Source organism: Fusobacterium perfoetens, assembly GCF_021531475.1.
Taxonomy (GTDB): Bacteria; Fusobacteriota; Fusobacteriia; order Fusobacteriales; family Fusobacteriaceae; genus Fusobacterium_B.
Map to the genome: position 1 here is coordinate 1 of NZ_JADYTX010000010.1, position 23,668 is coordinate 23,668.

Annotated in this window: 21 protein-coding genes; 5 read left to right on the forward strand and 16 right to left on the reverse strand. The window is 30.5% G+C overall.

The window, feature by feature from the left end:
* Positions 1 to 150: 150 nt before the first annotated feature.
* Both I6E15_RS03545 and I6E15_RS03550 read right to left on the reverse strand, forming a co-directional pair.
* The gene (locus I6E15_RS03545; RefSeq protein WP_177162348.1) at positions 151 to 492 is read right to left on the reverse strand and encodes a metal-sensitive transcriptional regulator; all 342 of its coding nucleotides are present in this window, start codon (positions 490 to 492) and stop codon (positions 151 to 153) included.
* 10 nt (positions 493 to 502) lie between these two features.
* Entirely contained in the window at positions 503 to 3,094 is a 2,592-nt protein-coding gene (locus I6E15_RS03550; RefSeq protein ID WP_235244304.1) for a heavy metal translocating P-type ATPase, read from the reverse strand.
* A gap of 260 nt (positions 3,095 to 3,354) precedes the next feature.
* Here I6E15_RS03550 and trkA point away from each other — a divergent pair, with 260 nt between their 5' ends.
* Entirely contained in the window at positions 3,355 to 4,710 is a 1,356-nt protein-coding gene (gene trkA, locus I6E15_RS03555) for a Trk system potassium transporter TrkA (protein WP_235244305.1), read from the forward strand.
* 10 nt (positions 4,711 to 4,720) lie between these two features.
* On the forward strand, positions 4,721 to 6,172 hold the full coding sequence (locus tag I6E15_RS03560) for a TrkH family potassium uptake protein (RefSeq protein WP_235244307.1): 1,452 nt from the start codon (positions 4,721 to 4,723) through the stop codon (positions 6,170 to 6,172).
* Positions 6,173 to 6,218: 46 nt separating this feature from the next.
* Here the strand turns inward: I6E15_RS03560 and disA are convergent, their stop codons facing one another.
* The 14 genes from disA to ychF all read right to left on the reverse strand — a co-directional run bounded on the left by disA (position 6,219) and on the right by ychF (position 19,099).
* Entirely contained in the window at positions 6,219 to 7,280 is a 1,062-nt protein-coding gene (gene disA / locus I6E15_RS03565) for a DNA integrity scanning diadenylate cyclase DisA (protein WP_235244309.1), read from the reverse strand.
* Positions 7,281 to 7,283: 3 nt separating this feature from the next.
* Positions 7,284 to 8,657, reverse strand: a complete 1,374-nt coding sequence (gene radA / locus I6E15_RS03570; protein ID WP_177162343.1) for a DNA repair protein RadA — start codon at positions 8,655 to 8,657, stop codon at positions 7,284 to 7,286.
* A gap of 14 nt (positions 8,658 to 8,671) precedes the next feature.
* Positions 8,672 to 9,166 (reverse strand): pantetheine-phosphate adenylyltransferase, encoded by a 495-nt coding sequence (gene coaD, locus I6E15_RS03575; RefSeq protein WP_235244315.1) that lies wholly within the window; start codon positions 9,164 to 9,166, stop codon positions 8,672 to 8,674.
* 10 nt (positions 9,167 to 9,176) lie between these two features.
* Entirely contained in the window at positions 9,177 to 10,634 is a 1,458-nt protein-coding gene (locus I6E15_RS03580; protein ID WP_235244317.1) for an Rne/Rng family ribonuclease, read from the reverse strand.
* The gene (locus I6E15_RS03585; RefSeq protein WP_235244320.1) at positions 10,609 to 11,661 is read right to left on the reverse strand and encodes an elongator complex protein 3; all 1,053 of its coding nucleotides are present in this window, start codon (positions 11,659 to 11,661) and stop codon (positions 10,609 to 10,611) included. Before I6E15_RS03585 ends, I6E15_RS03580 begins: the two co-directional genes overlap by 26 nt.
* Entirely contained in the window at positions 11,661 to 12,371 is a 711-nt protein-coding gene (gene rnc / locus I6E15_RS03590) for a ribonuclease III (protein ID WP_235244323.1), read from the reverse strand. Before rnc ends, I6E15_RS03585 begins: the two co-directional genes overlap by 1 nt.
* Positions 12,372 to 12,388: 17 nt before the next feature.
* On the reverse strand, positions 12,389 to 13,621 hold the full coding sequence (gene fabF / locus I6E15_RS03595) for a beta-ketoacyl-ACP synthase II (protein WP_235244325.1): 1,233 nt from the start codon (positions 13,619 to 13,621) through the stop codon (positions 12,389 to 12,391).
* A 72-nt stretch (positions 13,622 to 13,693) separates the two neighbouring features.
* On the reverse strand, positions 13,694 to 13,918 hold the full coding sequence (locus tag I6E15_RS03600) for an acyl carrier protein (RefSeq protein ID WP_177162337.1): 225 nt from the start codon (positions 13,916 to 13,918) through the stop codon (positions 13,694 to 13,696).
* 97 nt (positions 13,919 to 14,015) lie between these two features.
* Positions 14,016 to 14,927 carry an ACP S-malonyltransferase gene (gene fabD / locus I6E15_RS03605; RefSeq protein ID WP_235244327.1) on the reverse strand — a complete coding sequence of 304 codons (912 nt, stop codon included), beginning with the start codon at positions 14,925 to 14,927 and terminating at the stop codon, positions 14,016 to 14,018.
* A gap of 69 nt (positions 14,928 to 14,996) precedes the next feature.
* The gene (locus I6E15_RS03610) at positions 14,997 to 15,983 is read right to left on the reverse strand and encodes a beta-ketoacyl-ACP synthase III (RefSeq protein ID WP_320614832.1); all 987 of its coding nucleotides are present in this window, start codon (positions 15,981 to 15,983) and stop codon (positions 14,997 to 14,999) included.
* A 22-nt stretch (positions 15,984 to 16,005) separates the two neighbouring features.
* On the reverse strand, positions 16,006 to 17,037 hold the full coding sequence (plsX, locus tag I6E15_RS03615; protein ID WP_235244328.1) for a phosphate acyltransferase PlsX: 1,032 nt from the start codon (positions 17,035 to 17,037) through the stop codon (positions 16,006 to 16,008).
* Between the two features lie 163 nt (positions 17,038 to 17,200).
* A complete protein-coding gene (rpmF, locus tag I6E15_RS03620) occupies positions 17,201 to 17,383 on the reverse strand; it encodes a 50S ribosomal protein L32 (RefSeq protein ID WP_027128777.1) in 183 nt (60 codons plus the stop codon).
* 29 nt (positions 17,384 to 17,412) lie between these two features.
* Positions 17,413 to 17,904 (reverse strand): YceD family protein, encoded by a 492-nt coding sequence (locus I6E15_RS03625; protein ID WP_235244329.1) that lies wholly within the window; start codon positions 17,902 to 17,904, stop codon positions 17,413 to 17,415.
* Between the two features lie 100 nt (positions 17,905 to 18,004).
* Positions 18,005 to 19,099 (reverse strand): redox-regulated ATPase YchF, encoded by a 1,095-nt coding sequence (ychF, locus tag I6E15_RS03630; protein ID WP_235244332.1) that lies wholly within the window; start codon positions 19,097 to 19,099, stop codon positions 18,005 to 18,007.
* A gap of 160 nt (positions 19,100 to 19,259) precedes the next feature.
* Between ychF and I6E15_RS03635 the strand changes: the two genes are divergently transcribed.
* The 3 genes from I6E15_RS03635 to I6E15_RS03645 all read left to right on the forward strand — a co-directional run bounded on the left by I6E15_RS03635 (position 19,260) and on the right by I6E15_RS03645 (position 23,179).
* Positions 19,260 to 21,713 (forward strand): heavy metal translocating P-type ATPase, encoded by a 2,454-nt coding sequence (locus tag I6E15_RS03635; protein WP_235244333.1) that lies wholly within the window; start codon positions 19,260 to 19,262, stop codon positions 21,711 to 21,713.
* A gap of 74 nt (positions 21,714 to 21,787) precedes the next feature.
* On the forward strand, positions 21,788 to 22,780 hold the full coding sequence (locus I6E15_RS03640; RefSeq protein ID WP_235244335.1) for a DNA polymerase III subunit delta: 993 nt from the start codon (positions 21,788 to 21,790) through the stop codon (positions 22,778 to 22,780).
* 117 nt (positions 22,781 to 22,897) lie between these two features.
* Positions 22,898 to 23,179 (forward strand): antA/AntB antirepressor family protein, encoded by a 282-nt coding sequence (locus I6E15_RS03645; protein WP_235244384.1) that lies wholly within the window; start codon positions 22,898 to 22,900, stop codon positions 23,177 to 23,179.
* The last annotated feature ends 489 nt before the right edge of the window (positions 23,180 to 23,668 follow it).

Consider the following 23,668-nt stretch of genomic DNA (forward strand, 5'->3'; position numbering starts at 1 on the left):
TATTTTTGTGATGCATTTTTTTAAATTAACAAATTTATTTAATTTTTTTATTTTTGACTTGACATTTAATAGTTAGTCTTAAATTTTTTCAAAATAAAAAGCTCCCTTTGATTATATACTGAAAAATATATTTTATCAAGGGAGCATTTATTAAAGTTTTAACATTTTATCTAAAGTATGAATTAACTCTTCTATTATTTTTTCTTCTTTACCAGCTTTTATCTCATCTACTACACAGTGTTTCAAATGTCCTTCAAGAATAAGCTTAGAAACTCCACCAAGAGCTGCTCTAACTGATGAAATTTGATTTAGGACATCATCACAATAAGCATCTTTTTCTATCATATTGCTTATTCCTTTTATCTGTCCCTCTATTCTATTTAGACGAACTTTTAGTTTTTTCTTTATATCATAGGTACAATAATTTGCACAAAAACTTTTTTTCTCTTCGTTTTCATTATGTTGACACTCTTTACATAAATCTTTTTCCATCTCAATCTCCTTATTTGTTAAAATTTCTAAGTCTTAAAGCATTAGTTACAACTGAAACTGAACTCATAGCCATAGCAGCTCCAGCCACCATAGGATTTAATAAAGCACCTGTAAATGGATATAAAATTCCAGCTGCTACTGGTATTCCTAAACTATTATATAAAAATGCCCAGAATAGATTTTCTTTGATATTTTTTATAGTGGCGTGACTAAGTCTTATAGCCACTTCAACATCTTTTAAATCCTCTTTCATAAGAACAATATCTGCACTCTCAATAGCTATATCAGTTCCGCCACCGATAGCTATTCCAATATTAGCTTGAGATAAGGCTGGAGAATCGTTTATTCCGTCTCCTACCATTGCCACATTATATCCCTCTTCTTGTAATCTTTTTACTTCTAAATATTTATCCTCTGGACTAACCTCTGATAAAATAATATCTATTCCTACTTTTTTCCCAATTATCTCAGCGGTTTCTTTTTTATCTCCAGTTATCATAGCAACTTTCATTCCCATTTTTTTAAGATTTGCTATACTTTCCACAGAATTTTCTTTTATCTTGTCAGCTACTCCAATAACTCCTATATATTTATCATCAATTCCTACAAAAATAGGTGTTTTTCCTTCACGAGCTAATCTATTTCCATCTTCTTCCCTAAAATCTTTAACAGATTTGTTTACAAATAGTTTTTTATTACCAACATAGATTTTTTTATTATCTATCTCTCCGATAATCCCCTCACCAGAGATATTTAAAAAGTTTTCTACTTTTAATTTTCCTAAAACATTTCCAAGCTTTTCACTTTCGTTGACTATTGCCTCTCCTAGTGGGTGGTCTGAATATTTTTCTAAAGTTCCTATAATTTCTAAAATCTCTTTTTGAGAATATTTACTCTCATCTAAAATCAAATCTGTTACGGCAGGTTTTCCCTCTGTTATTGTACCTGTTTTATCAAAAACAATCATATTTACTTTATGAGCTTTTTCTAGTGCCTCTCCAGATTTTATTAAAATTCCAAGCTCTGCCCCTCTACCAGTTCCAACCATTATAGCTGTTGGTGTAGCAAGACCTAAAGAGCAAGGACAAGCAATAACTAAAACAGAGATTAAGATTGTAAGAGAAAATACTTGTGGGTTCATTGTAAGAGAAACTTTTCCTGTAACTCCTAACACATACCATAAAACACTTGCTATAATAGCAATCACAATAACTATCGGTACAAAATATCTTGAGACTTCGTCAGCAATTTTTGCTATTGGAGCTTTCGACTCTTGAGCATCTTCTACCAATTTTATTATTTTTGAAAGAACAGTATCTTTTCCTACTGCTGTTGCCTCTATTTTTAAAGCACCATTTTTATTTATTGTGGCTCCAAAAACATTATCTCCAACACCTTTTTTTACAGAGATACTTTCTCCAGTAAGCATCGCCTCGTCTATATAGCTATTTCCCTCAATAACTTTTCCGTCAACTGGCACACTTTCTCCTGGTTTTATAAGAACAATATCTCCCACTATAACTTCATTTACATCTATTTTTATAAGTTGATTATTTTTTATAATTGTGGCTGTCTTTGATTGTAGACCCATAAGTTTTTTTATAGCCTCAGAGGTTTTTCCCTTACTTCTTTTTTCTAAAAGCTTTCCAAATCTAATAAGAGCTATAATAACCACAGCTGATTCATAATAAAGACTGTGTACATATTCTAATTTTCCATTAAATATTTCAAAAGTTCCATAAAGGCTGTATAAAAATGCTGCTCCAGTTCCCATTGCTATTAGAGAATCCATATTTGGAGATTTTCTAATAAGTGATGAAATTCCCACTGTGTAAAAATTTCTTCCTGTATATAGAACAGGGATTGTAAGTACAAGTTGGATAAGAGCATAATTTATTGGATTTTCCATTGGATTTATTATACTAGGTAGGGGGAAACCTATCATATGTCCCATTGTAATATAAAATACTATAAGTGCCAAAACTATTGAGAATTTAAACTCCATTACCTCTCTTTTTTCAAGAAGTTCTTTCTCTTTGAAAAACTCCTCAGTAATCTCCTCTTCTCTCATAGCTTTGTAACCAAGAGAATCTATTTTTTCAATAATCTCATCTATTTTTATTTTTGAGTTATCAAATAAAAATCTTCCCTTATTTGTAGCAAGATTTACTACTGCCTCTTGGACACCATCTAATTTTCCAATATTTCTTTCTATATTTGCCACACAAGCTTGGCAGTGAATATTTTCTATTTTTAGACTTATTTGTGAAATATTTTTATTTTCTGTTTCTTCAGAGTTTTTAAATTTTTCACATCTCTCAACTGGTTTTGATTCTTCTAAGTTTTTTTCACAACAAGAATCTAAATTACAGTTTTTTTTTACGTCCTCTGTTACTTCAGATTCTATTCCATATCCTAATTCAACTATTCTCTCTTCTATCTCTTTTTTTCCAAGTTTTGTTTCATCAAAAGATATATCCATAACCTTAGTTGCTAAATCTACTTTAGCAGATGAAACTCCATCAAATTCTTTAAAAGAATTTTCTATTTTGTTGACACACATTATGCAACCAACACCTGATAATTTAAATTTTTTATCCATAGTAATACTCCTTTCAAAATAGGGTACCCCCCTATTTAAAAGAATATCATATTCCTATAAAAAAGTCAATAGAATCATAATATTTTATTTACAAAGTATATTTTATTTTTTTTACAAATTTATTATATTTTAATCTGAACTAAGTTTTATAAAAATAATAAGTTATATCTTTGATAGAATTTTATATTTGTGTATTTATAAATTATTTGATATAATTTATCCATATGTTTATTTTGTATAATATAATTTAGGGGTGAAAAATGAAAATAATTATAGTGGGAGCTGGAAAAATAGGAGAACTATTGTGTAAAGACCTTTCTACAGAAGGAAACGATATTACTCTTATTGAAGAAAATCCTAAAATTTTAGATAGGATCTTATCTTCTTCAGATATTATGGGACTTGAAGGAAATGGTACTAACTGTGAAATTTTAAAAGAGGCTTATATTGAGACTGCTGACATTTTTATAGCTGTTACTCATTCTGATGAAATCAATATAATCTCTTCAATAATGGCAAAAAAACTGGGTGCAAAATATACTATCGCTAGGGTTAGAAATCCTGAATATTCTTCTCAAATGAAATTTATGAGTGAATCTTTAGGTATAGATATGATGATAAATCCTGAATCAGAGGCAGCATATTTCATAACTAGAAACTTACAATTTCCAAATGCTTTAAATGTTGAGTCATTTGCTGGAAATAAAGTTAATATGGTTGAAGTTTTAGTTGAGAAAAATACTTATCTTGATGGATTAAAACTTAAAGATTTTAAACATAATCACTTTAGCACAATCTTAGTGTGTATCGTTCAAAGAGGACAAGAGGTTTATATACCAACTGGTAACTTCGTTCTTGAAGAGGGTGACAGAATCTATGTTACTGGTGGACAATCTCAACTTTCTGAATTTTATAAATCACTTGGACATAAAGAAGAAAGAGTTAAATCTGTTCTTATAATCGGTGGAGGAAAAATTTCTCACTACCTAGTAGAACAACTACTTAATAAAAAAATGAAAGTTAAAGTCATAGAGATAAATGAAGAAAAAGCTCTTGCTCTTAGTGAGACTTTTGAACATGCAAGTGTTATCTGTGGAGATGGTACTAACAGCCAACTTCTTGATGAAGAAAGAATAACTGAGTTTGATGCTTGTATATCTTTAACTGGTATTGATGAAGAAAATATCATACTTTCTATGTATGCTAATAAAATGGGAGTTAAAAAGACTATAACAAAAATAAATGGAATATCTCTATTTAATTTCTTAGAGCTTGATGGATTACAATCTATTGTCACTCCAAAAAAATTAACTGCTGACAATATTGTTAAAAAAGTTCGTTCTCTTATAAACTCTCAAGGAGAAAATATAGAAACTCTTTATAGAATCGCTGATAATAAAGTAGAGGCTATCGAGTTTAAAATTCCTAAAGATAGCTCTCTTATAAATGTTCCTTTAAAAGAACTTCCAATCAAAGAAAATGTACTTATCACATATATCATAAGAAACAATGAACTTATCTTCCCAGGTGGTTCTGACATTCTTTTAGAAAATGATAGAATTATCATTGTTACTACTGAAAAATATCTAAATGATGTTAATAAAATTTTAAGATAGTGGTGATTGTATGAACAATAAAATGATTAAATATGTAATTGGACTTATTCTAAAATTAGAAGCTGGATTTATGATAATCCCTTTCATTTTAACTTTTGTTTATAAAGAGCCTTTTATTTTAAAAGTATCTTTTCTATCAACAATAGTTGTATTACTGATGGCTAGTTTTTTTCTTTCGAGAAAATCTCCAGAAAATACAAAGATATTTGCAAAAGAGGGTCTGGTTATTGTTGCTCTATCTTGGATAGCTCTTTCAGCTTTTGGGGCTTTACCATTTGTTATCAGTGGAAAAATTCCATCTTTTATAGACGCTTTCTTTGAAGTTGTCAGTGGATTTACTACTACTGGAGCTAGTATTCTTACAAACGTTGAGGCTTTGGACAAATCTTTATTGTATTGGAGAAGTTTTACTCACCTTGTTGGAGGTATGGGAGTTTTAGTTTTAGCTCTGGCAATACTACCTAAGAATAATAACCAATCAATGCATATAATGAAAGCCGAAGTTCCCGGTCCAACTGTTGGAAAACTTGTAGCAAAGATGTCGTATAACTCAAGAATCCTTTATATGATTTATCTTTTTATAACAGGAACTATCGTTGTTTTTCTTCTGCTTGGAGGAATGTCACTATTTGATGCTGTTACTCATGCCTTTGGTACTGTTGGTACTGGAGGATTTGGAATAAAAAATACAAGTGTTGCTTACTATCAAAGTCCTTATATAGAGTATGTTTTAGGAATAGGTATGTTACTTTGTGGTATGAACTTCAACCTTTTCTATGCACTACTACTTAAAAACTTTAAACAAGTTTATAAAAATGAGGAACTTAGATTTTATCTATCAGTTGTAGGACTTTCTATTTTATTTATTTGTATAAATATCTATCCTAGTTATGATAGTGTATCTCATCTTTTTAGAGATGTATTCTTTACAGTTTCATCAGTAGTTACTACAACAGGATTTTCTACTGCTGACTTTGATAAATGGCCAATATTCTCAAAAACTATTCTTTTACTTTTGATGTTTATGGGAGGTTGTGCTGGTTCAACTGCTGGAGGATTTAAAGTATCAAGGGTCGTTGTACTTTTTAAATCTGCAATAAATGAGTTTAGAAGAGTTGGTACTCCTAATAGAGTTTTCAGTATAAAAATGGACGGAAAAATAATATCTAAAGAGTTGTTTGGAAGTATCGGAACATACTTAATATTATATATAACAGTTTTCTTTGTTTTAATATTATGTATAGCTCCAGAATCTCCTGATTTTGCATCAGCTTTCAGTGCTGTTTCAGCTACTTTCAACAATATCGGTCCTGGACTTAGTGTAGTTGGTCCAACTTGCAACTACTCACATTTTTCTGATTTTAATAAAATCGTTTTATCATTTAGTATGTTACTTGGTAGACTAGAGATTTTCCCAATACTTATCCTATTCTCTCCAAGCCTTTACCAAAAAAATAGATAAAAAAATAAGACTATTGTGGTTTTTAGCTACAATAGTCTTTTTATTATTATTTATCTAATTCAATTGTAAACTTAAGTCTTTCTATACCTTTTTTAATCGCATTTGCTTTAAACTTACTTATACCTTTTGTTTCTACTAGTTCATCAACACTAGCCTCTTGAATTTTTGGTAAATCTCCAAATTTTTCTATAAGAGCATCTATGTCTTTAGAGTTAATTTTACCAAATTTTCCAAGTATTCTATATCCTTTTGGAGTAATTGTATTATCTAGTTTTGAAGCTGTTTTTCCAAATCCAAGTAATGACGCAATCTTTGTAAGGTCAAAAATCTCTGTATCGTCCATCTTAGCTAAATCTGATTTTAGCATTTCAATATCTTCATCTTCTTCGCCTTTTATATAATAATCACTTAAAAATTCATTTTTCTCATCTTCAATACCTTTTAAAAGGTCTTCAAGTTGTAGGTCAATAAGATTTCCTTCACTTCCAAGTTCTTGTATACATTCATAAACATATCTTTTAATTCTGTTAATCATTTCAAATTTTTGTAACACTTGACACACATCTTCAACTGTTACCATATCATCTAACTCAAGAATAGTTAAATTCCCAAGACCTTGTTCCAAAACTTTTGTATATCTTTCTAGGGTATTAAAGGCTTGTGACGCCTCGTTAGTAAGCTCTAAAAGATTTTTTAATTTGTAACGTTCTTCACCTTTATAAAGAGTCAAAACTCTCTTTCTTTCAGAGATAGCTATAACAAGTCTATTAAGTTGTTTTGCTACCCTTTGAGCTGTTCTGTGTCTTGTACCACTTTCATCAGTAAGATATTTTATATTAGGTTGAAGATGAACGTTAGCATATAAAATTTTTGAAATTTTTTCATCTAAGATTATAGCTCCGTCCATTTTAGCAAGTTCAAAAAGTCTTTCTGGAGTATATTCACAATCTAGTAAAAATCCTCCATCAATTAGCTTTTCTACCTCTTCATCTATACCAACAACAATTAAAGCTCCCTTATTTCCATCTAAAATATTGTCTAATCCCTCTCTTAGTTTTGTTCCTGGTTGAACTAAACTAAACACATCTAACATTTTTTCTCTATCCATATGTTAAATCCTTTCTAAAAACTCATCTAAGTTTTTAAGATAAATTAATTTTAAATTGTAAGTTTTTTTCTCTACCTCTTTTCTATTTGCCTCAGGAACATATACCCCTTTAAATCCTAATTTTTCTAGCTCCCTCAGTCTTTTATCTATAAAAAATACCTTTCTTATCTCTCCTCTTAAGCCAAGCTCTCCAATAGCAGCAATTTTTTGACTTATCTCTACATTTTTGTAAACTGACATCAAAGATATTAAAGCTCCCAAATCTGCAGCAGGGTCTTTTATAGATATTCCTCCCGGGATATTAACAAAGACATCTTTCATTCCCAAGTTAATTCCCATTCTTTTTTCTCCAATTGCCATTAAAATCTGTATTCTATTTTTATCAAATCCTTGTACAACTCTTTTAGGAATCCCTATTGGATTTCCATCAGTTATAAGGGTTTGAACTTCTAAAAGAAATACTTTTGTCCCCTCTAAAACTGGTACAATCATACTTCCTATATTTTTTTCATTTCTCTCACTTATAAAATATTCTGAAGAGTTTTGAATCTCCCTCAGTCCATCTTCTTCCATACTAAAAATAGCCAGTTCATTGGTAGAACCAAATCTATTTTTTTCACTTCTTAAAATCCGATAGAATAACCCCTCTTCTCCCTCAAATGTAAAAACAGCGTCAACCATATGTTCTAGCATCTTTGGTCCTGCAACTTTTCCATCTTTGGTAATATGACCAACTATAAAGAAACATATATTATTTTTCTTAGCTGCATCAACAATCTTTAAAGTTGCCTCTCTTATCTGAGTAGGAGTACCAGCTATTGAGTCACTAGCCTCACTATAAAGAGTTTGGATAGAATCTATCACAACTACCTTTGGTTTTTTTGAAGTCACATATTCATAAATTTTATCTACATTGGTTTCTGACATAAGATATAGATTTTTATTTTTTATTCCTAGTCTTTCACCACGACTTTTTATTTGTGAAAGAGATTCTTCTCCAGATATATAAAGTATCTCCCCATAGTTTGTATATTCATTTGCCATCTGTAAAAGAAGAGTTGATTTTCCAATCCCCGGATTTCCTGTAAGAAGTATTACCTCTCCTTGTACAAGTCCACCACCAAGAAGTCTATCAAACTCCTTTATATGAGATTTATATCTAAAGTTTTCTTCCATCTTAATCTCATCAAAAGAAACTACTTTTTTATCTAACTCACTAAAAGAAAGAGTCGGTTTAGCCATTTTTGTATTGGCCACATTGTTTACAACCTCTTCTTCAAGAGTTCCCCACTCTCCACAGTTTGGACATTTTCCCATCCATTTTATACTTTTGTAACCACACTCAGTGCAAACATACATAGGTTTTTCTTTTGCCATACAACTCCTCCTTTTTATTTAGGAGCAAATTTTTTTCCTCTCTCTAAAACCCTTTGAGCTATTCTTTCATCTACATAACACTCTACTTTTCCACCATATCTTGCAATCTCTCTAGCAGCAGTTGAGCTTGTGTGCATATATTCTTTTAAAGCTGGTAAAAAAACTGTATCTACTTTTTTATCAGATATAATATAGTTTCCATCTGCAAAATAAAGTTCTAAAGCACAATCCTCTTGATTTCTTACACCTTTTACAATTATGCTTAGATCTCTTTCTATAAGATAGTTTACTAAAAGTCCTGAATATGAATCTATCTCTATATTGTCAATATCTTGTAAAAGTTCTTTTACCATTTCTGTTCTCTCTTCTAAAGAAAACCAATATTTTTTCTCACTGTTATTACCAACAACTACAATAAGTTTATCAAACATCTTAGCTGCTCTTTTTATAACATCTTGATGCCCTAAAGTAATAGGGTCAAAACTTCCTGAATATACCCCGACTCTCATATTTCCTCCGTTATTTTCCCAAGGTAATCTCATAATTCCATGTATCTTTTTCTTCTAAAATAAACTCTTTTTTCCTTAAATTTAGATATTCTGAAAGCATATCAAAATAACTATCTTTTATTAGATTGATAACCTCTCTTCTAGCCCTTATATAGATTTTACTTATATCTTTTTCATTAGCCACTTGTTTTATCTCTCTTATTATCTCAAAAGCCAGTGACTCACTAGATTTTATCTTTCCTTTTCCACTACAAAATGGACATTCCTCTTCATAGAAATAACTTAAGTTTCTTCCCACTCTCTTTCTTGTCATCTCAACTAGCCCTAAATCTGTAAAGTGAACTATATTATTTTTTATTCTATCTCTTTTTAATTCTGCGTCTAATTGTTGAAGTACAAGCTCCTTGTCCTCTTGAAGTTTCATATCAATAAAATCTATTATTATTATTCCACTTAAATTTCTTAACCTTAACTGTCTTGGAATCTCCCTAGCTGCCTCTAGGTTAGTATTTAAAACTGTTCTCTCTAGATTGTAACTTCCAGTATTTTTTCCAGTATTTACATCTATACTTACCAAAGCCTCAGTCTTTTCTATTACTAAATATCCACCACAGTCAAGCCAAACTTCTTTTTTTAAAGCTCTTTCTATCTCACTATCCACTCCATACTCTTGGAAAATATCTTTTTCTCCAGTATAAAGTTTTATCTTTGTAGTTATATTACTTTCACTAAAAGCGTTTATATAATCAATAATATCAAGATATATTTTTTCATTGTCAACAATAAGTTCGTCCACTGAGTTATTTAAAACATCTCTTAAAATAGTTGTCACTATATCATTATCGTTATATAAAATCTCTCCTGTCTTAGCTCTTTTTATACGTCTTTCTATCTCTTCCCATTTTTTTACAAGATAAACCATCTCTCTCTCAAAATGGTGGATAGATTTTCCCTCAGCAGCTGTTCTTATTATTACACCCATTTTAGCAGGTTTTATCTCTTTAAAAATATCCTCTAATCTTTTTCTCTCGTCTTCATCTTTTATTTTTTTTGAGATAGCCAAATGGTCATTGTTTGGCATAAGCACTAGATATTTTCCCGGAATTGTAAAGTTGGTTGTTACTCTAGCCCCTTTATTACCACGAGGAACACTTAAAACTTGAACTACAACCTTATCTCCCACTGTTAAAAGTTCCTCAATAGCTTTATTACTATTTACTATTCCATTTAGATATTTTTCTTCAAACTCTCTCAAATCATCTACATAAAGAAAACTATTTTTCTCTAATCCTATATCCACAAAGGCTGATTCCATACCAGGTAAAACATTTGCTACCTTTCCCTTGTAGATATTTTTTATAATATTTGATTCGTCGTTTCTCTCGTTAAAAATCTCTACAACTTTATCTTCTTCGATTATAGCAGCTCTTTTTTGAAAGTCATTAACATTTATTATTATTCTGTTCATAACTCTCACCCAATTCTCTTTCTAGTATTTCTCTTCTACTATATTCTACATCATTTACAATAATTTTTGAAATAGATATTTCATTATTTATTGTAAAATTAATTTCTCCCAATCTCTTAAGATTTTTTCTTTTTAGCCCCACTACTCTTGAAACAAGTCTTTCATTAAGAATAATATTTAACTTTCCGTCTTTCTCTTTTATTTTTTTCAAAAAATCAAAATAGATCTCTCCATCTACTAGCTCCCTAAAAGCTGGATGAAAAGCTCCCTCTACTGCAACTCCACCGTTTCTCAGATCATCTGACGGTTGAAGTCCCACTCTTATTATATTTATTCCATTAAGTTCTAAAAGACTTATTATCTTTCTACATCTTTTTATTGCCTCATCTAGAGTGAATACCTCATACTCTCCTCTTTGATACATTCTCTCCATCTCTGTATCTTTTATAATAAGAGTTGGATAAACTCTAGCATTTTGTGGCATAATCTCAACAACTTTTTTAGCTGTTTCAAAATCTGTTTCAAATGTTGAACCTGGAAGTCCCGGCATAAGTTGAATACCTAAATCTATTCCATAGGATTTTATAAGTTTTGATGCTTCATAAACAACCTCTATAGGATAGTATCTCGCACTTTTTCTTAATACATCTTCATCAAGAGATTGAACTCCAAGTTCTATCGTTGTTACATTATATTTTTTTAGTTGATCTAAAACCTCTTTATTTATATAATCTGGTCTTGTAGAAAGTCTAATCCCTTGCACAAGTCCTTTATCTAAATACTCTTTTACACCCTCTAGATATTCCTTTTGTTTTCCAAGAGAAATCCCTGTAAAAGTACCACCAAAAAAAGCTACTTCTTTATAGGAATCCTTTGGAAGTATTTTTAAATATTCGTCTATTATATTTCTTAAATCTTCTATTGTTACATCAGTTTCTCTACCATTAATCTTCACTTGGTTACAAAAAACACAAGCGTTTGGACAACCAAAATGGCTTATAAAAATAGGGATATTATAATGTTTCATTAGTATTTTACACCTAACTTTTTACATAGAGCTTGAGCTGCTCCGTGTTCTGCTAATTTTTTACTTTTTCCGATTCCTCTTTCAGAAATCTCATCTCCAATTTTCACTACAATTTCAAAAAGTTTTTGATGATCTGGTCCTGTTTCGTTTATAACTTCATAAGTTGGCACTTGTTTATATACTTTTTGGCTATACTCTTGAAGTATAGTTTTAAAGTCCATTATCTCTTCATCTTCTTCTATATGGTCAATATAATATTTTAGGTGATGAAGTGCCACACGTCTTGCTGTATCAAAATCTGAGTCAAGATATACAGCTCCAAGAACTGCCTCAAACAAATCTCCAAGGATAGAACTTCTATCTCTACCACCTGTTAACAGCTCTCCTCTACTTAGATATAAATATTCTCCTAAACCTAACTTTCTTGAAACTTTAGCTAAAACTGGTTCACTTACAGCCATAGATTTTATTTTTGCTAAATCTCCCTCAGTATAATTTGTATGATTTTTATAAAGATATTCAGCAACAATAAGATCTAGAACTGCATCTCCTAGCAGTTCTAGTCTTTCATTGTTTATTTTTTTATATCTTTTATTTTCATTACCAAAGGATCTATGTACTAGTGAATTTTTTAATAAACCTATATCTTTAAATTCATACCCTATTTTTTCTTCCAAAGAGTTTAAATCTAATTTTGAATCCACTTCCATATTTTCTCCTAATCTAACTAATCTTCAAATTTTTTCATAGCAATAACAGCGTTATGTCCACCAAATCCTAAAGAACTTGACATTCCTACTTTGATTTCTCTTTGTACTGCTACATTTGGAGTACAATTTAAATCACATTCTGGGTCTGGATTTTCATAGTTTGCTGTTGGAGGAATTACTCCTTCCTCTATACTTTTTGCAAGTATTACCCCTTCGATTCCACCTGCTCCACCTAAAACGTGTCCAGTAGCTCCTTTTGTTGAAGAAACGTTCATTTTATATGCCCATTCTCCAAATACTTCTTTTATAGCTGCTGTTTCATTTTTATCGTTAAGAGGTGTTGAAGTTCCGTGAGCATTTATATAAGTAACATCTTCTAAGTTGATATTTCCTTCAGCTAATGCCATTTTAAACGCTCTAACTGCTCCGTCTACTGCCGGTGCTGTAATATGGTGAGCATCACAAGTTTCTCCATATCCTATAACTTCAGCATATATTTTTGCATTTCTAGCTTTTGCATGTTCAAGTTCTTCTAGAACTAAAACTCCTGCTCCCTCTCCCATTACAAATCCATCTCTATCTAAAGTAAATGGTCTTGATGCTGTTTTTGGGTCTGGGTTTGTTGAAAGAGCTTTCATATTTGCAAAAGAGTTGATACCAAATTCTGTGATACAACCTTCAGTCCCTCCAGCAAACATAACATCAGCTTTTCCAAGTTTTATTGTTTCATAAGCATCTCCTATTGAGTGAGTTCCAGCTGCACAAGCTGTAACTACTGCTTTATTAGGTCCTTTAGCTCCTAAATAAATTCCAACATTTCCAGCAGCCATATTAGCTATTATAGCTGGGATTGTGAAAGGAGATATTCTTCTATTTCCTTTTGTAAGTCTTGTTTCTATTTGAGATTCAAATACTTCCATTCCACCGATTCCTGATGAAACAATAACTCCAACTCTTTCTGCATTTGTTTCATCTATTACAAGATTTGAATCTGCTTGAGCCATTTTTGATGCTGCAATAGCAAATTGAGCATTTCTTGCTAATTTTTTTACTTCTTTTTTCTCTATTCCAAAGTCTTCAGGTGAAAAATCTCTAACTTCTCCAGCACATTTTACGGGAGTGTTTGTAGTATCAAAACTTTCTATTGTTTTTATTCCACTTTTTCCCTCTTTTATAGCTGTCCAAGATTTTTCTAATCCTGTCCCTAAAGCTGTAATAAGACCTAGTCCTGTAACTACAACTCTTCTCATCTCATCACCTCATATTTATATATATAAAATAAAGGGGATTGTTTCTTATCCCCTTTAGATTTCGTACATTTCTTACTTGTTAGCTTCGATATAATCAATTACATCTTGTACAGTTTTTATGTTTTCAGCATCTGTATCAGGAATTTCTACGTCAAATTCTTCTTCAAAAGCCATTATTAACTCAACAGTATCTAATGAATCTGCTCCTAAATCCTCAACAAAGTTTGCTTCAGGTGTTACTTGGTCAGCATCTACACCTAATTGTTCTACTACTATTTCTTTTATTTTGTCTAACATATTTATTTCCTCCTAAATTTTATTTTTTTATCTTACTCTACATAATAATATTATCAAATTTGGTTATACTTTTCAATAGTTTTATTAAAATTTATGATTATAAATTGTTAACATCTTCTACTGAATTTATATTTACTACTTTTATTTCTTTATCTATTTTTTTGATAAGTCCTGCTAAAACTTTTCCAGGTCCTATTTCATAAATAGTGTCTACACCATTTTCTTTTAATTTTTTTATAGTGTCAACCCATTTTACTGGTCCAAAGCTTTGAGCATAGATCTCAGCTTTTATCTCTTCTGGTTTTGTTAAGAAGTCAGCTGTTGTATTTGCAACTAATGTAACTTCAGCATCTTTAAAGTTATATTTTTCTGCTTCTTCTCTTAATTTTTCTCCAGCTGGTTTCATAAGAGATGAATGGAAAGGTCCAGATACTGCAAGAGGCATAGCTCTTCTTGCTCCTTTAGCTTTTAATACTTCACAAGCTTTTTCTATAGCTTGTTTATCTCCAGCTATAACAGTTTGTTTTGGTTCGTTAAAGTTTACTGCTTCAACAACTCCATCAACTTCTTTTAAAGCTTCGATTATATCAGATGATTCCATTCCAATTATAGCAGCCATTCCACCATTTACTTGTTCAGCTATCTCGTTCATAACTTCTCCTCTGAAAGAAGTAAGTTTTACTGCTTCAGATAAAGTTAAAAATCCTGCTGAACCCATTGCTGCATACTCTCCAACAGAGTGTCCTGCTACAAAGTCTGGTGTAATTCCTTTAGCTCTTACTAATTTTTCTAAAACTAAACTCATAGCAACTATTGCTGGTTGAGTATATTTTGTTTTCTTTAAAGTTTCTTCAGGTCCGTTAAACATTGCATCTTTTAAATCAAATGAAAGACTTCCAAAGATTTCATCAAATTCTTTTTTAGCTATTTCGCTATTTTCATATATATCTTTTCCCATTCCAACAAATTGAGTTCCTTGTCCTGGGAAAACAAATGCTATCTTAGACACTTTAACCTCCAATTTATAAAATTACATCAGTAATTTTAACATAATATTTATTAGTAGTCAACAATTTTTTTATTTTGACCATCTCATTATAAGAGAACCATAAGTTAATCCTGCTCCAAATCCTGTAAGAGCGATTAGATCACCTTTTTTAAGTCTTCCCTCTTCTAGTGCATCTCCTATTGCAAGTCCTATTGATGCTGCTGAAGTGTTTCCATATTTATGGATATTTAAGTAAACTTTTTCCATAGGGATTCTAAGTCTTTTTGCTGCAGCCTCGATTATTCTAAGGTTTGCTTGGTGAGGGAATAATATATCTATTGTACTTAAATCTACATTTCCTTTTTTAGCAGCCTCTTTTGTAGCAAAAGGAAGTGCTTTTACTGCAAATTTAAATACATCTGTTCCGTTCATTTCTAAGTAAATTTCTTTGTTTAATACTCTTTCAACAGTGGCAGGATACATAGTTCCTCCAGCTTTTATTCTAAGAGTACCGTCATCTACACCTTCAGTTCCCATATAAGAAGAGATTATTCCATAACCTTCTTCAACTTCTCCCATAACTGCTGCACAAGCTCCATCTCCAAAAAGAATAGCTGTGTTTCTGTCTGTCATATCTAAAAGTCTTGAAACTGATTCAGCACCGATAACTAATATTTTTTTGTACATTCCAGTTTGGATTAAAGATCTTCCAACTGTAAGTGAGTAGATAAACCCACTACAAGCTGCTTGAATATCAAAACAAGCTGCGTTTACTGCTCCTATTTTCTTTTGAACAAGTGATGAACAGTTTTGAACTCTATAATCTGGTGTACAAGTTGCAAGAATTATAAGTTCTATATCTTCTGGGTTTAAATTTGCATCAGCTAGAGCTTTTTTTGCTGCCTCTGCTGCAAGATCAGATGTACCTTGTCCATCTACTGCATATCTTCTTTCTTTTATTCCAGTTCTAGTAGTAATCCACTCATCTGAAGTATCTACTAATTTTTCCCAATCAGCATTAGTCATAACTCTTTCAGGAACATATTTTCCAAAACCTAATATTCCTACGTTTTCTATCACTATTTTTTCCTCCTATAAATTATTCTACCATATTTTTTTCTTCTTTTTCTTCTCTCTCTTTTTCTTCAATAGCAGAGCTTAGTTTTTCTACAAATCTATTTTTAGCAAATTCGTTAGCCACTTTTATTGCATTTTTAAAAGCTAGAGCATCTGAGTTTCCGTGAGCTTTTATAGATATTCCGTTAAGTCCTAAGAATAACGCTCCTCCATATTCTGAAGAATCCATTTTATTTTTCATTTTCTTAAGAGCTTTCTTCATAAATAAGAATCCTATTTTGGCAAAGAAACTTTTCTTTATCTCCTCTTTTAAAACATCAAAAATAAAAGTTGCCACTCCCTCAGCTGTCTTTAAAACCATATTTCCAGTAAATCCATCAGTGACAATAACATCAATATCCCCACTCATCATATCTCTACTTTCGATATTTCCAACAAAGTTTATTGAGGGATTATCAACTAAAAGGTCAAATGCCTCTCTTGTAACTTCGTTTCCTTTTCCCTCTTCACTTCCTATATTTAAAAGTCCAACTGTAGGATTTTCTTTTTTTAGAATCTCTTTAGCAAATACACTTCCCATTGTAGCAAATTGATTTATAAACTCAGATTTTGTATCGGCATTGGCTCCCATATCCATAAACACAAAGTTTCCTTTTTTACAAGGGAAAACTGTGGCAATAGCTGGTCTTAAAACTCCTTTTATTCTTCTAAGTTTTAGTTGGCTAGCTGAAATATGAGCCCCTGTATTTCCTGCTGATACAAAAGCATCACCAAGTCCAGATTTTACAAGTTCTAACCCTACATTTAAAGATGAATCTTTTTTCTTTCTAACAGCTTGAACTGGATCGTCGTCCATCTCTACCACCTCAGTGGCATTTACTACCTCTAGACGATTTCTATCTATTTTTAGTCTATCTATGATTGTATTTAATTTTTCTTCTTTTCCAACAACTGTTATATCTATATCTGGCATTTCCTTAAGAGCTAGAGATATACCTTTTAGTACTTCTTCGCTTCCTCTATCTCCACCCATACCATCTACAACTATTTTCATTAAAAATACACCTCTTTTTAATAACTTTACTAAATTATATCACAATTATCATAAATTATATAAAGTTTTTTTGCAATTTGCAAATTTTTTAAAATTACAGGTGTACTTTAAAAAGTTATAAAAAAAGCAAGTTGGTTGAATCCACTTGCTCTTTTTATCTTGACTATTCTGCTGACGCATTTAGTACTTGTTTTCCGTTATAATCTCCACACTCTAAACAAACTCTATGAGGTCTTTTAGTAGCTCCACATTTTTCACAAGTAACAAGAGTTGTTCCTGCGATTGCGTGGTGTGATCTTCTCATATTTTTTTTAGCTTTTGAAGTCTTTTTCTTAGGTACTGCCATTAGTTTCCCCCTCCTCACAAATTCATATTTTAATTATTTATTTTTATGTTCATCAGTCCTGCCCATCTTGAATCTGTCTCTTCTCCAGAATATTTTTCCAAGTAAGTCTCGTCTTCACATTTTGGAGTGCAAGAGGGATACTGGGGCATATCTAATATTAACTGCTCTCTTACGATCTCATCAATATCAAGTTCATCATCTCTGACTTCGATATAATCTCTGTCGTCCATTAGACCTTGTTTATCCAAACCATCAAGATATTCTTGATAATCTCTTTCGTTAATAGCCACTCCGTAAAAATCTTTATCTTTTAACTCTACTTCAAGTGGAGATAAACATCTTACACAAGTAGTTGAAATTTTAGCTGAATATTTTCCAAAAACAATATATTCATTTTTATCTTTTTGGATCGTTCCTTCAACTGTAACATTTCCTATTAACTGGATATCCTCTAAATGAGATATTTCGTACTCAAATTTTTTAGTGTTCACAACATCAATTTCGCTCAATCTTATTTTCATCAATAAGCCTCCTATTATTGTGATACCTATCTATTTTACACATTTTTTTATATTTTGTCAAGAAGATTTTATCTTTTTTGTCAAGGATTTTTATATTTTATTACACATTAAATAAAAATTCCATTAAATCCCCGTCTTGAACTACATAATCTTTTCCTTCAAGTCTCATTACACCAGCTTCTTGAGCACCTTTCCAACCACCAAGTCTTACAAAATCTTCATAAGAACAAACTTTCGCTCTTATAAATCCTCTTTCGAAGTCTGTATGGATTACTCCTGCTGCTTTTGGAGCTGTATCTCCTATGTTGATTGTCCAAGCTCTTACTTCTTTTACTCCTGCTGTGAAGTATGTTTGAAGTCCTAAAAGTTTAAATCCAGCTTTTATAAGTCTGTTAAGACCTGCTTCTTCTACACCTAAGCTTTCTAAAAACTCTTTTTTGTCAGCCTCTTCCATCTCTTGTAGTTCTTCTTCTACTTTTGCTGAAACTATAACTACTTCTGATCCTAAAGACTCAGCATACTCTTTTACTTGGTCAACATATTGGTTACCAGTAGCTATATCATCTTCTGATACGTTTGTAACAAATATCATAGGTTTTATAGTTAAGAATTGATATACTTTTAATAGATCTTTTTCATCATCAGTAAGGCCTAAAGTTTTTAAAAGTTTTTCTTCTGATAAATGAGCATAGCATTTTTCTAAAACTGGAACTAATTTCATAGCCTCTTTGTTTTTGTTTACTATTAGCTTTTTATTTTTTTCTAAAGCTTTTTCAACAGTTTCCATATCAGCTAAGATTAATTCTCCGTTTATTACGTTTATATCTTTTATAGGGTCAACTTTTCCATTAACGTGAACTACGTTTTCGTCATCAAAACATCTAACTACTTGACAGATTGCAGCAGTTCCTCTTATATTTGATAAAAATTTATTTCCAAGCCCCTCACCTTTTGATGCTCCAGCAACAAGCCCAGCTATATCAACAAATTCTACTGTGGCATTAAGTATTCTTTGTGGATTTATAATCTCAGCTAGTTTTTCAAGTCTTTCATCTGGAACTGTTACCATTCCAACATTTGGCTCTATTGTACAAAAAGGATAGTTTGCTGCCTCTGCTGCTCCAGCTTTTGTTATCGCATTAAAAAGAGTAGATTTTCCAACGTTAGGTAATCCTACTATTCCTATTCCTATCATACCGCTTTCCTCCTAAAAAAATTTTCTTTTACTACAAATTTTATCATAAATACTTTCTTTTGTAAATTATTTATTTTTTAAAAAATTTTTGACAGTAAAAAACAAATGTGCTATAATCAAAATATAGGGTATACCCCTATATAGTTTAAAGGAGGCTAATATGAACTTAAAATTGTCTGTTGAAAATCTTAATTGTGCCCACTGTGCTGGGAAAATCACTGAGGCTATCGAAAATCTTCCTGAGGTTAAAGAGTGTTCTCTTAACTTTATGACTAAAAAATATTCTATAAATATAGATGATAATATCAATGTAGAAGAGTTTCTAATAAAAATTAACAAGATTGCTAACAGTATTGAACACGGGGTTATTATTAAAAATCCAAATAAAACTTCTAACGAGTTTAAAACAATAAAGCTTACTGCTGAAAATCTTAACTGTGCTCACTGTGCTGGGAAAATCACTGAGGCTATTGAAAATCTTCCTGAGGTTAAAGAGTGTTCTCTTAACTTTATGATAAAAAAATATTCTATAAAAATAAAATCTAATATAGATGAAAAAGAGTTTGTCGAAAAAGTTAATAATATTGCAAAGAGTATCGAACACGGAGTTATATTAAAAAAAGCTAGTAATATATCTCTTAATGTAAGTAGTGGTAGAAAGGTAAGTAGAGTAAAACCTAAAGTATCGGCTCATAGTCATAGTCACGTTGGATATACTCATAACCACTCAGTAAAAAATGATACACCTAAAACAGAGATTGAAAACAATAAAAAAACTTTTAACTTTGAAAAAATCTCCCTTATTATAGGTATAGTTTTATTTATCTCTACATTCCTTATAAAAGATAACAGTATAAAACTTATTATCTCCCTTGTAGCTTATCTATTAGTAGGATCTGATGTTTTATACAAATCTCTTATGAATGTAAAAGGTAAAAACTTTCTTGATGAAAACTTCCTTATGTCTATTGCTACAATAGGAGCTTTTGCTGTGAGAGAGTACAGCGAGGCTGTGGGAGTTATGATATTTTACAAAATCGGAGAATATTTCCAAGAAAAAGCTGTAAACAACTCTAAAACTTCCATTGAAAGTCTACTTAAATTAAAAGTAGTTACAGCAAATTTAAAAAATCCTGATGGAAGTATATCTAAGATTGCTCCTGAAGAAATAAGCATTGGAGATATTTTAGTTATAAAAGCTGGGGAAAATATCCCAGTTGACGGAGTTATTGTATCTGGTACTTCTAACCTAAATCTATCAGCATTAACTGGAGAATCTCTACCTATATGTGTAGAAAAAAACAGCGAAGTCTTAAGTGGTAGTATAAATATAGATGGAGTTTTAGAAATCCGTGCCACTAAAGAATATAAAAACTCTACTATTAATAAGATAATAGAGATGATTGAAGACGCTGGAGATAAAAAAGCCCATTCTGAAAAGTTTATAACAAAATTTGCTAAATACTATACTCCTGTGGTAGTTGGTATTGCTGTGATAGTTGCATTTGTATTCCCTGCTATAATGGGAGATTTTAAACTTTGGTTCGGTAGAGCTTTAATCTTCTTGGTTATCTCTTGCCCTTGTGCTTTGGTGTTATCTGTACCACTTACTTTCTTTAGTAGTATTGGTTACGCCTCTAAAAATGGTATCCTTATAAAAGGTGGAAACTTTTTGGAAAGACTTAAAAATATAGATTCTGTTGTATTTGATAAAACTGGTACTTTGACAGAAAATAACTTCCAAATAGAAAAAATCTATTCTTTGGAAGAAAGCGAAGAAACTGTTATTGAACTTGCTAAGGCTGGGGAAATATATTCTAACCACCCTCTTGGTAAAGTTATCCTTAACTATAAAGATATAAAAGTTGATGAAAATAGTATCGAGGACTATCAAGAAATCTCTGGTAAAGGGGTGTCTTGTAGATATAAAGATAGTAATATTATGGTAGGAAATAAAAAGTTGATGCTAGAAAATAATATTGCTATCGGAAAACTTTTAGAAAAAGAATTAGATTCTATGGTATATGTGGCTAAAAATGGTATCTTAGTAGGAGCAATAAGTTTTAGTGGAATAATCAAGAAAACTTCTGCAAAAACTATAGCTGACCTTAAATCCCTTGGAATAAAATCTTTTATGCTTACAGGTGATAATAAAATATCTGCTGAAAAAGTAGGAACATCTCTTGGAATAGATTCTCAAAATATCCATTCAGAACTTTTACCACAAGATAAGGTATCAACTCTTGAAAAAATCCAATCATCTAGTAAAGGGGTTATCTATATAGGTGATGGTATAAACGACGCTCCTGTACTTTCTTTAGCTGATGTGGGAATTGCTATGGGTGGAGTTGGAAGTGATATTGCTATTGAGTCTGCTGATATAGTTTTATTACAAGATGACCCTTACAAAGTAGTTGAAGTTCTTAAACTTGCAAATATCAATAAAAATATTGTTTTCCAAAATATAGTCTTCTCCCTTGGAATAAAAATTATAGTTATGATTTTGGGAGTTTTAGGTTTTGCTAATATGTGGCTTGCTATATTTGCTGATGTGGGAGTATCACTTCTTGCAGTTCTTAATGCCTCTCGTATTTTAGCTCTAAAAAAATTATAATTTATAACATAATTATATGGTATAATAAAGCTATCTTAATTTTTTAAGATAGCTTTTTTTGAGGAGTGATTATTTTGATTTATTTTTTATATGGAGATGTACCCTTACAACTAAAATATGAAGAGCTTATAAAAGAGATAAAAAAAGAAAATCCTACTATTGAGGAGCAATATTTCGATATTTCCCAAGATAATATTGATGATATTTTTACAGCTCTTTCATCTAATAGTATGTTTTCACCTCTTACTCTTTTGGTTATAAAAAGACTTGAAAAAATCAAGGACTTATCAAAATTTTTAAAATCTCTTGGGGAGTTTAACTATTCACAGAAGATAATAGTTTTACTTTATGAGGAGTTTTTAAATGATTTTGGAAAAGCTAGCAATGAAGTGGATAAGACTTCTCTTAAGAATGCTGAAAAAATAGCAAAACTTATTCCAGCTCGTAAAGCTCTTGAAAAAAAGGCTATGGAGTTTTATGTGGAATCTAACCTTTCTTGCTCTCCCTATGAGGCAGAGAAGTTTTTGGAAATAGTTGGAGATGATTTTTCTAAGGTTAAAAATGAGATAGAAAAGGTTAAAAACTTTTTAAATGGAGAGGCTTTTAATCTTGAAAAAACTATAAATATTTTATCTGTTAGCAATGAATATAGCCTTAATAAACTTATAGAACTATTCCTTTATAGAAAGGAAAAAACTCGTCTTGTAAACTATCTACAAAGAGAAAAAAACTATATGTTATTCTTAACTATATTAGTTGAGGAGATAACTATCCTTGCAAAGCTTAAAAATCTCCAAAAACGTGGAATAATATTTATAAATATTTCATATAATCAGTTTAAAAGTGATGTATATCCTAATATTAAAAATCTTTTTAAAAAAGATAGCTATAGATTTATTGCTGAATATCCACTTTTTCTTAAGTTTAAATATCTAAATGATTTCTCATATGATTTCTTTGATGATAAACTTTTAAGATGTCTTGATGCAGAGTATAATTTTAAAAGTGGTTTTATGGACGAAAATATAGCTGTTGAGATGCTTATTAATAATTTTTTTGAAAAATAAAAATTTTTTGCAATCTTTGAATAAGGTGTCTTGTGATTTTCCCATTTTTAGAAAATTTATCCTAAAATATTTGTATAGAAATTTTAAAGAAGGAATAATACGACAGAATTAATTAAGATTCAAGAAAGAGGTAGAGAGCAATTTGTAAACGGTAGAGAATTACATAGATTTTTAGAGGTATTAACTCCCTATAAAAAATGGTTTGATAGAATGTGTGATTATGGATTTATTGAAAATAAAGACTTTATAGCATATGTACAAAAAAGTACACTTGCTAATAATAGAGAATATACTAAAACAGACTATCTTATGAAAATATCTATGGCTAAGGAAATATCAATGCTACAAAGAAATGAGAAAGATAAAGAGATACATTTCTATTTTATAAAATGCAAATAGACTTGGAACTCTGATGAAATAGTGATCGCTAGGGCTTTTTTAATACAAAATAAGAAAATACTTAGATATAAAAAATAAGAGGATTAATTCTTTGAAAAGTGTCCAACTGTTTCCAAAAGTTAGACAAAAGCTATTGTTTTAATATCTGATAATATAAGAATATATAAAAAGTGTAGATCTTTTATAAAAACTTTGACTACATCATAAAATAAGTAATATTAAGTATTTATATTAATTTATATTAAAATGTAGTCAAAAAATATGTTTTTCTTTATAATAATAAAGTATGAATTAATATCTTATAATAGATTAATGTATAAATATATATGTATGTATGGAATATAAAATTTTGGCTACAAATCTAGTTTTTTAATCATAACCTACTATAATAAAGCATCTTAGAGCGTAGTCACTTTTAAAAAAAATTGTTACACTTTGTCAACAATTTACCTTAACTATAGCAATTAATTTACTTTAAAAAAGTATAAT

Coding starts and splice junctions, on each gene's coding strand:
- I6E15_RS03545 (WP_177162348.1), bottom strand. CDS start 492: ATGGAAAAAGATTTATGTAAAGAGTGTCAACATAATGAAAACGAAGAG.
- I6E15_RS03550 (WP_235244304.1), bottom strand. CDS start 3,094: ATGGATAAAAAATTTAAATTATCAGGTGTTGGTTGCATAATGTGTGTC.
- trkA (WP_235244305.1), top strand. CDS start 3,355: ATGAAAATAATTATAGTGGGAGCTGGAAAAATAGGAGAACTATTGTGT.
- I6E15_RS03560 (WP_235244307.1), top strand. CDS start 4,721: ATGAACAATAAAATGATTAAATATGTAATTGGACTTATTCTAAAATTA.
- disA (WP_235244309.1), bottom strand. CDS start 7,280: ATGGATAGAGAAAAAATGTTAGATGTGTTTAGTTTAGTTCAACCAGGA.
- radA (WP_177162343.1), bottom strand. CDS start 8,657: ATGGCAAAAGAAAAACCTATGTATGTTTGCACTGAGTGTGGTTACAAA.
- coaD (WP_235244315.1), bottom strand. CDS start 9,166: ATGAGAGTCGGGGTATATTCAGGAAGTTTTGACCCTATTACTTTAGGG.
- I6E15_RS03580 (WP_235244317.1), bottom strand. CDS start 10,634: ATGAACAGAATAATAATAAATGTTAATGACTTTCAAAAAAGAGCTGCT.
- I6E15_RS03585 (WP_235244320.1), bottom strand. CDS start 11,661: ATGAAACATTATAATATCCCTATTTTTATAAGCCATTTTGGTTGTCCA.
- rnc (WP_235244323.1), bottom strand. CDS start 12,371: ATGGAAGTGGATTCAAAATTAGATTTAAACTCTTTGGAAGAAAAAATA.
- fabF (WP_235244325.1), bottom strand. CDS start 13,621: ATGAGAAGAGTTGTAGTTACAGGACTAGGTCTTATTACAGCTTTAGGG.
- I6E15_RS03600 (WP_177162337.1), bottom strand. CDS start 13,918: ATGTTAGACAAAATAAAAGAAATAGTAGTAGAACAATTAGGTGTAGAT.
- plsX (WP_235244328.1), bottom strand. CDS start 17,037: ATGAAAATAGTTGTAGATGGTATGGGTGGAGATAGAGGAAGCGAAGAA.
- rpmF (WP_027128777.1), bottom strand. CDS start 17,383: ATGGCAGTACCTAAGAAAAAGACTTCAAAAGCTAAAAAAAATATGAGA.
- I6E15_RS03625 (WP_235244329.1), bottom strand. CDS start 17,904: ATGAAAATAAGATTGAGCGAAATTGATGTTGTGAACACTAAAAAATTT.
- ychF (WP_235244332.1), bottom strand. CDS start 19,099: ATGATAGGAATAGGAATAGTAGGATTACCTAACGTTGGAAAATCTACT.
- I6E15_RS03635 (WP_235244333.1), top strand. CDS start 19,260: ATGAACTTAAAATTGTCTGTTGAAAATCTTAATTGTGCCCACTGTGCT.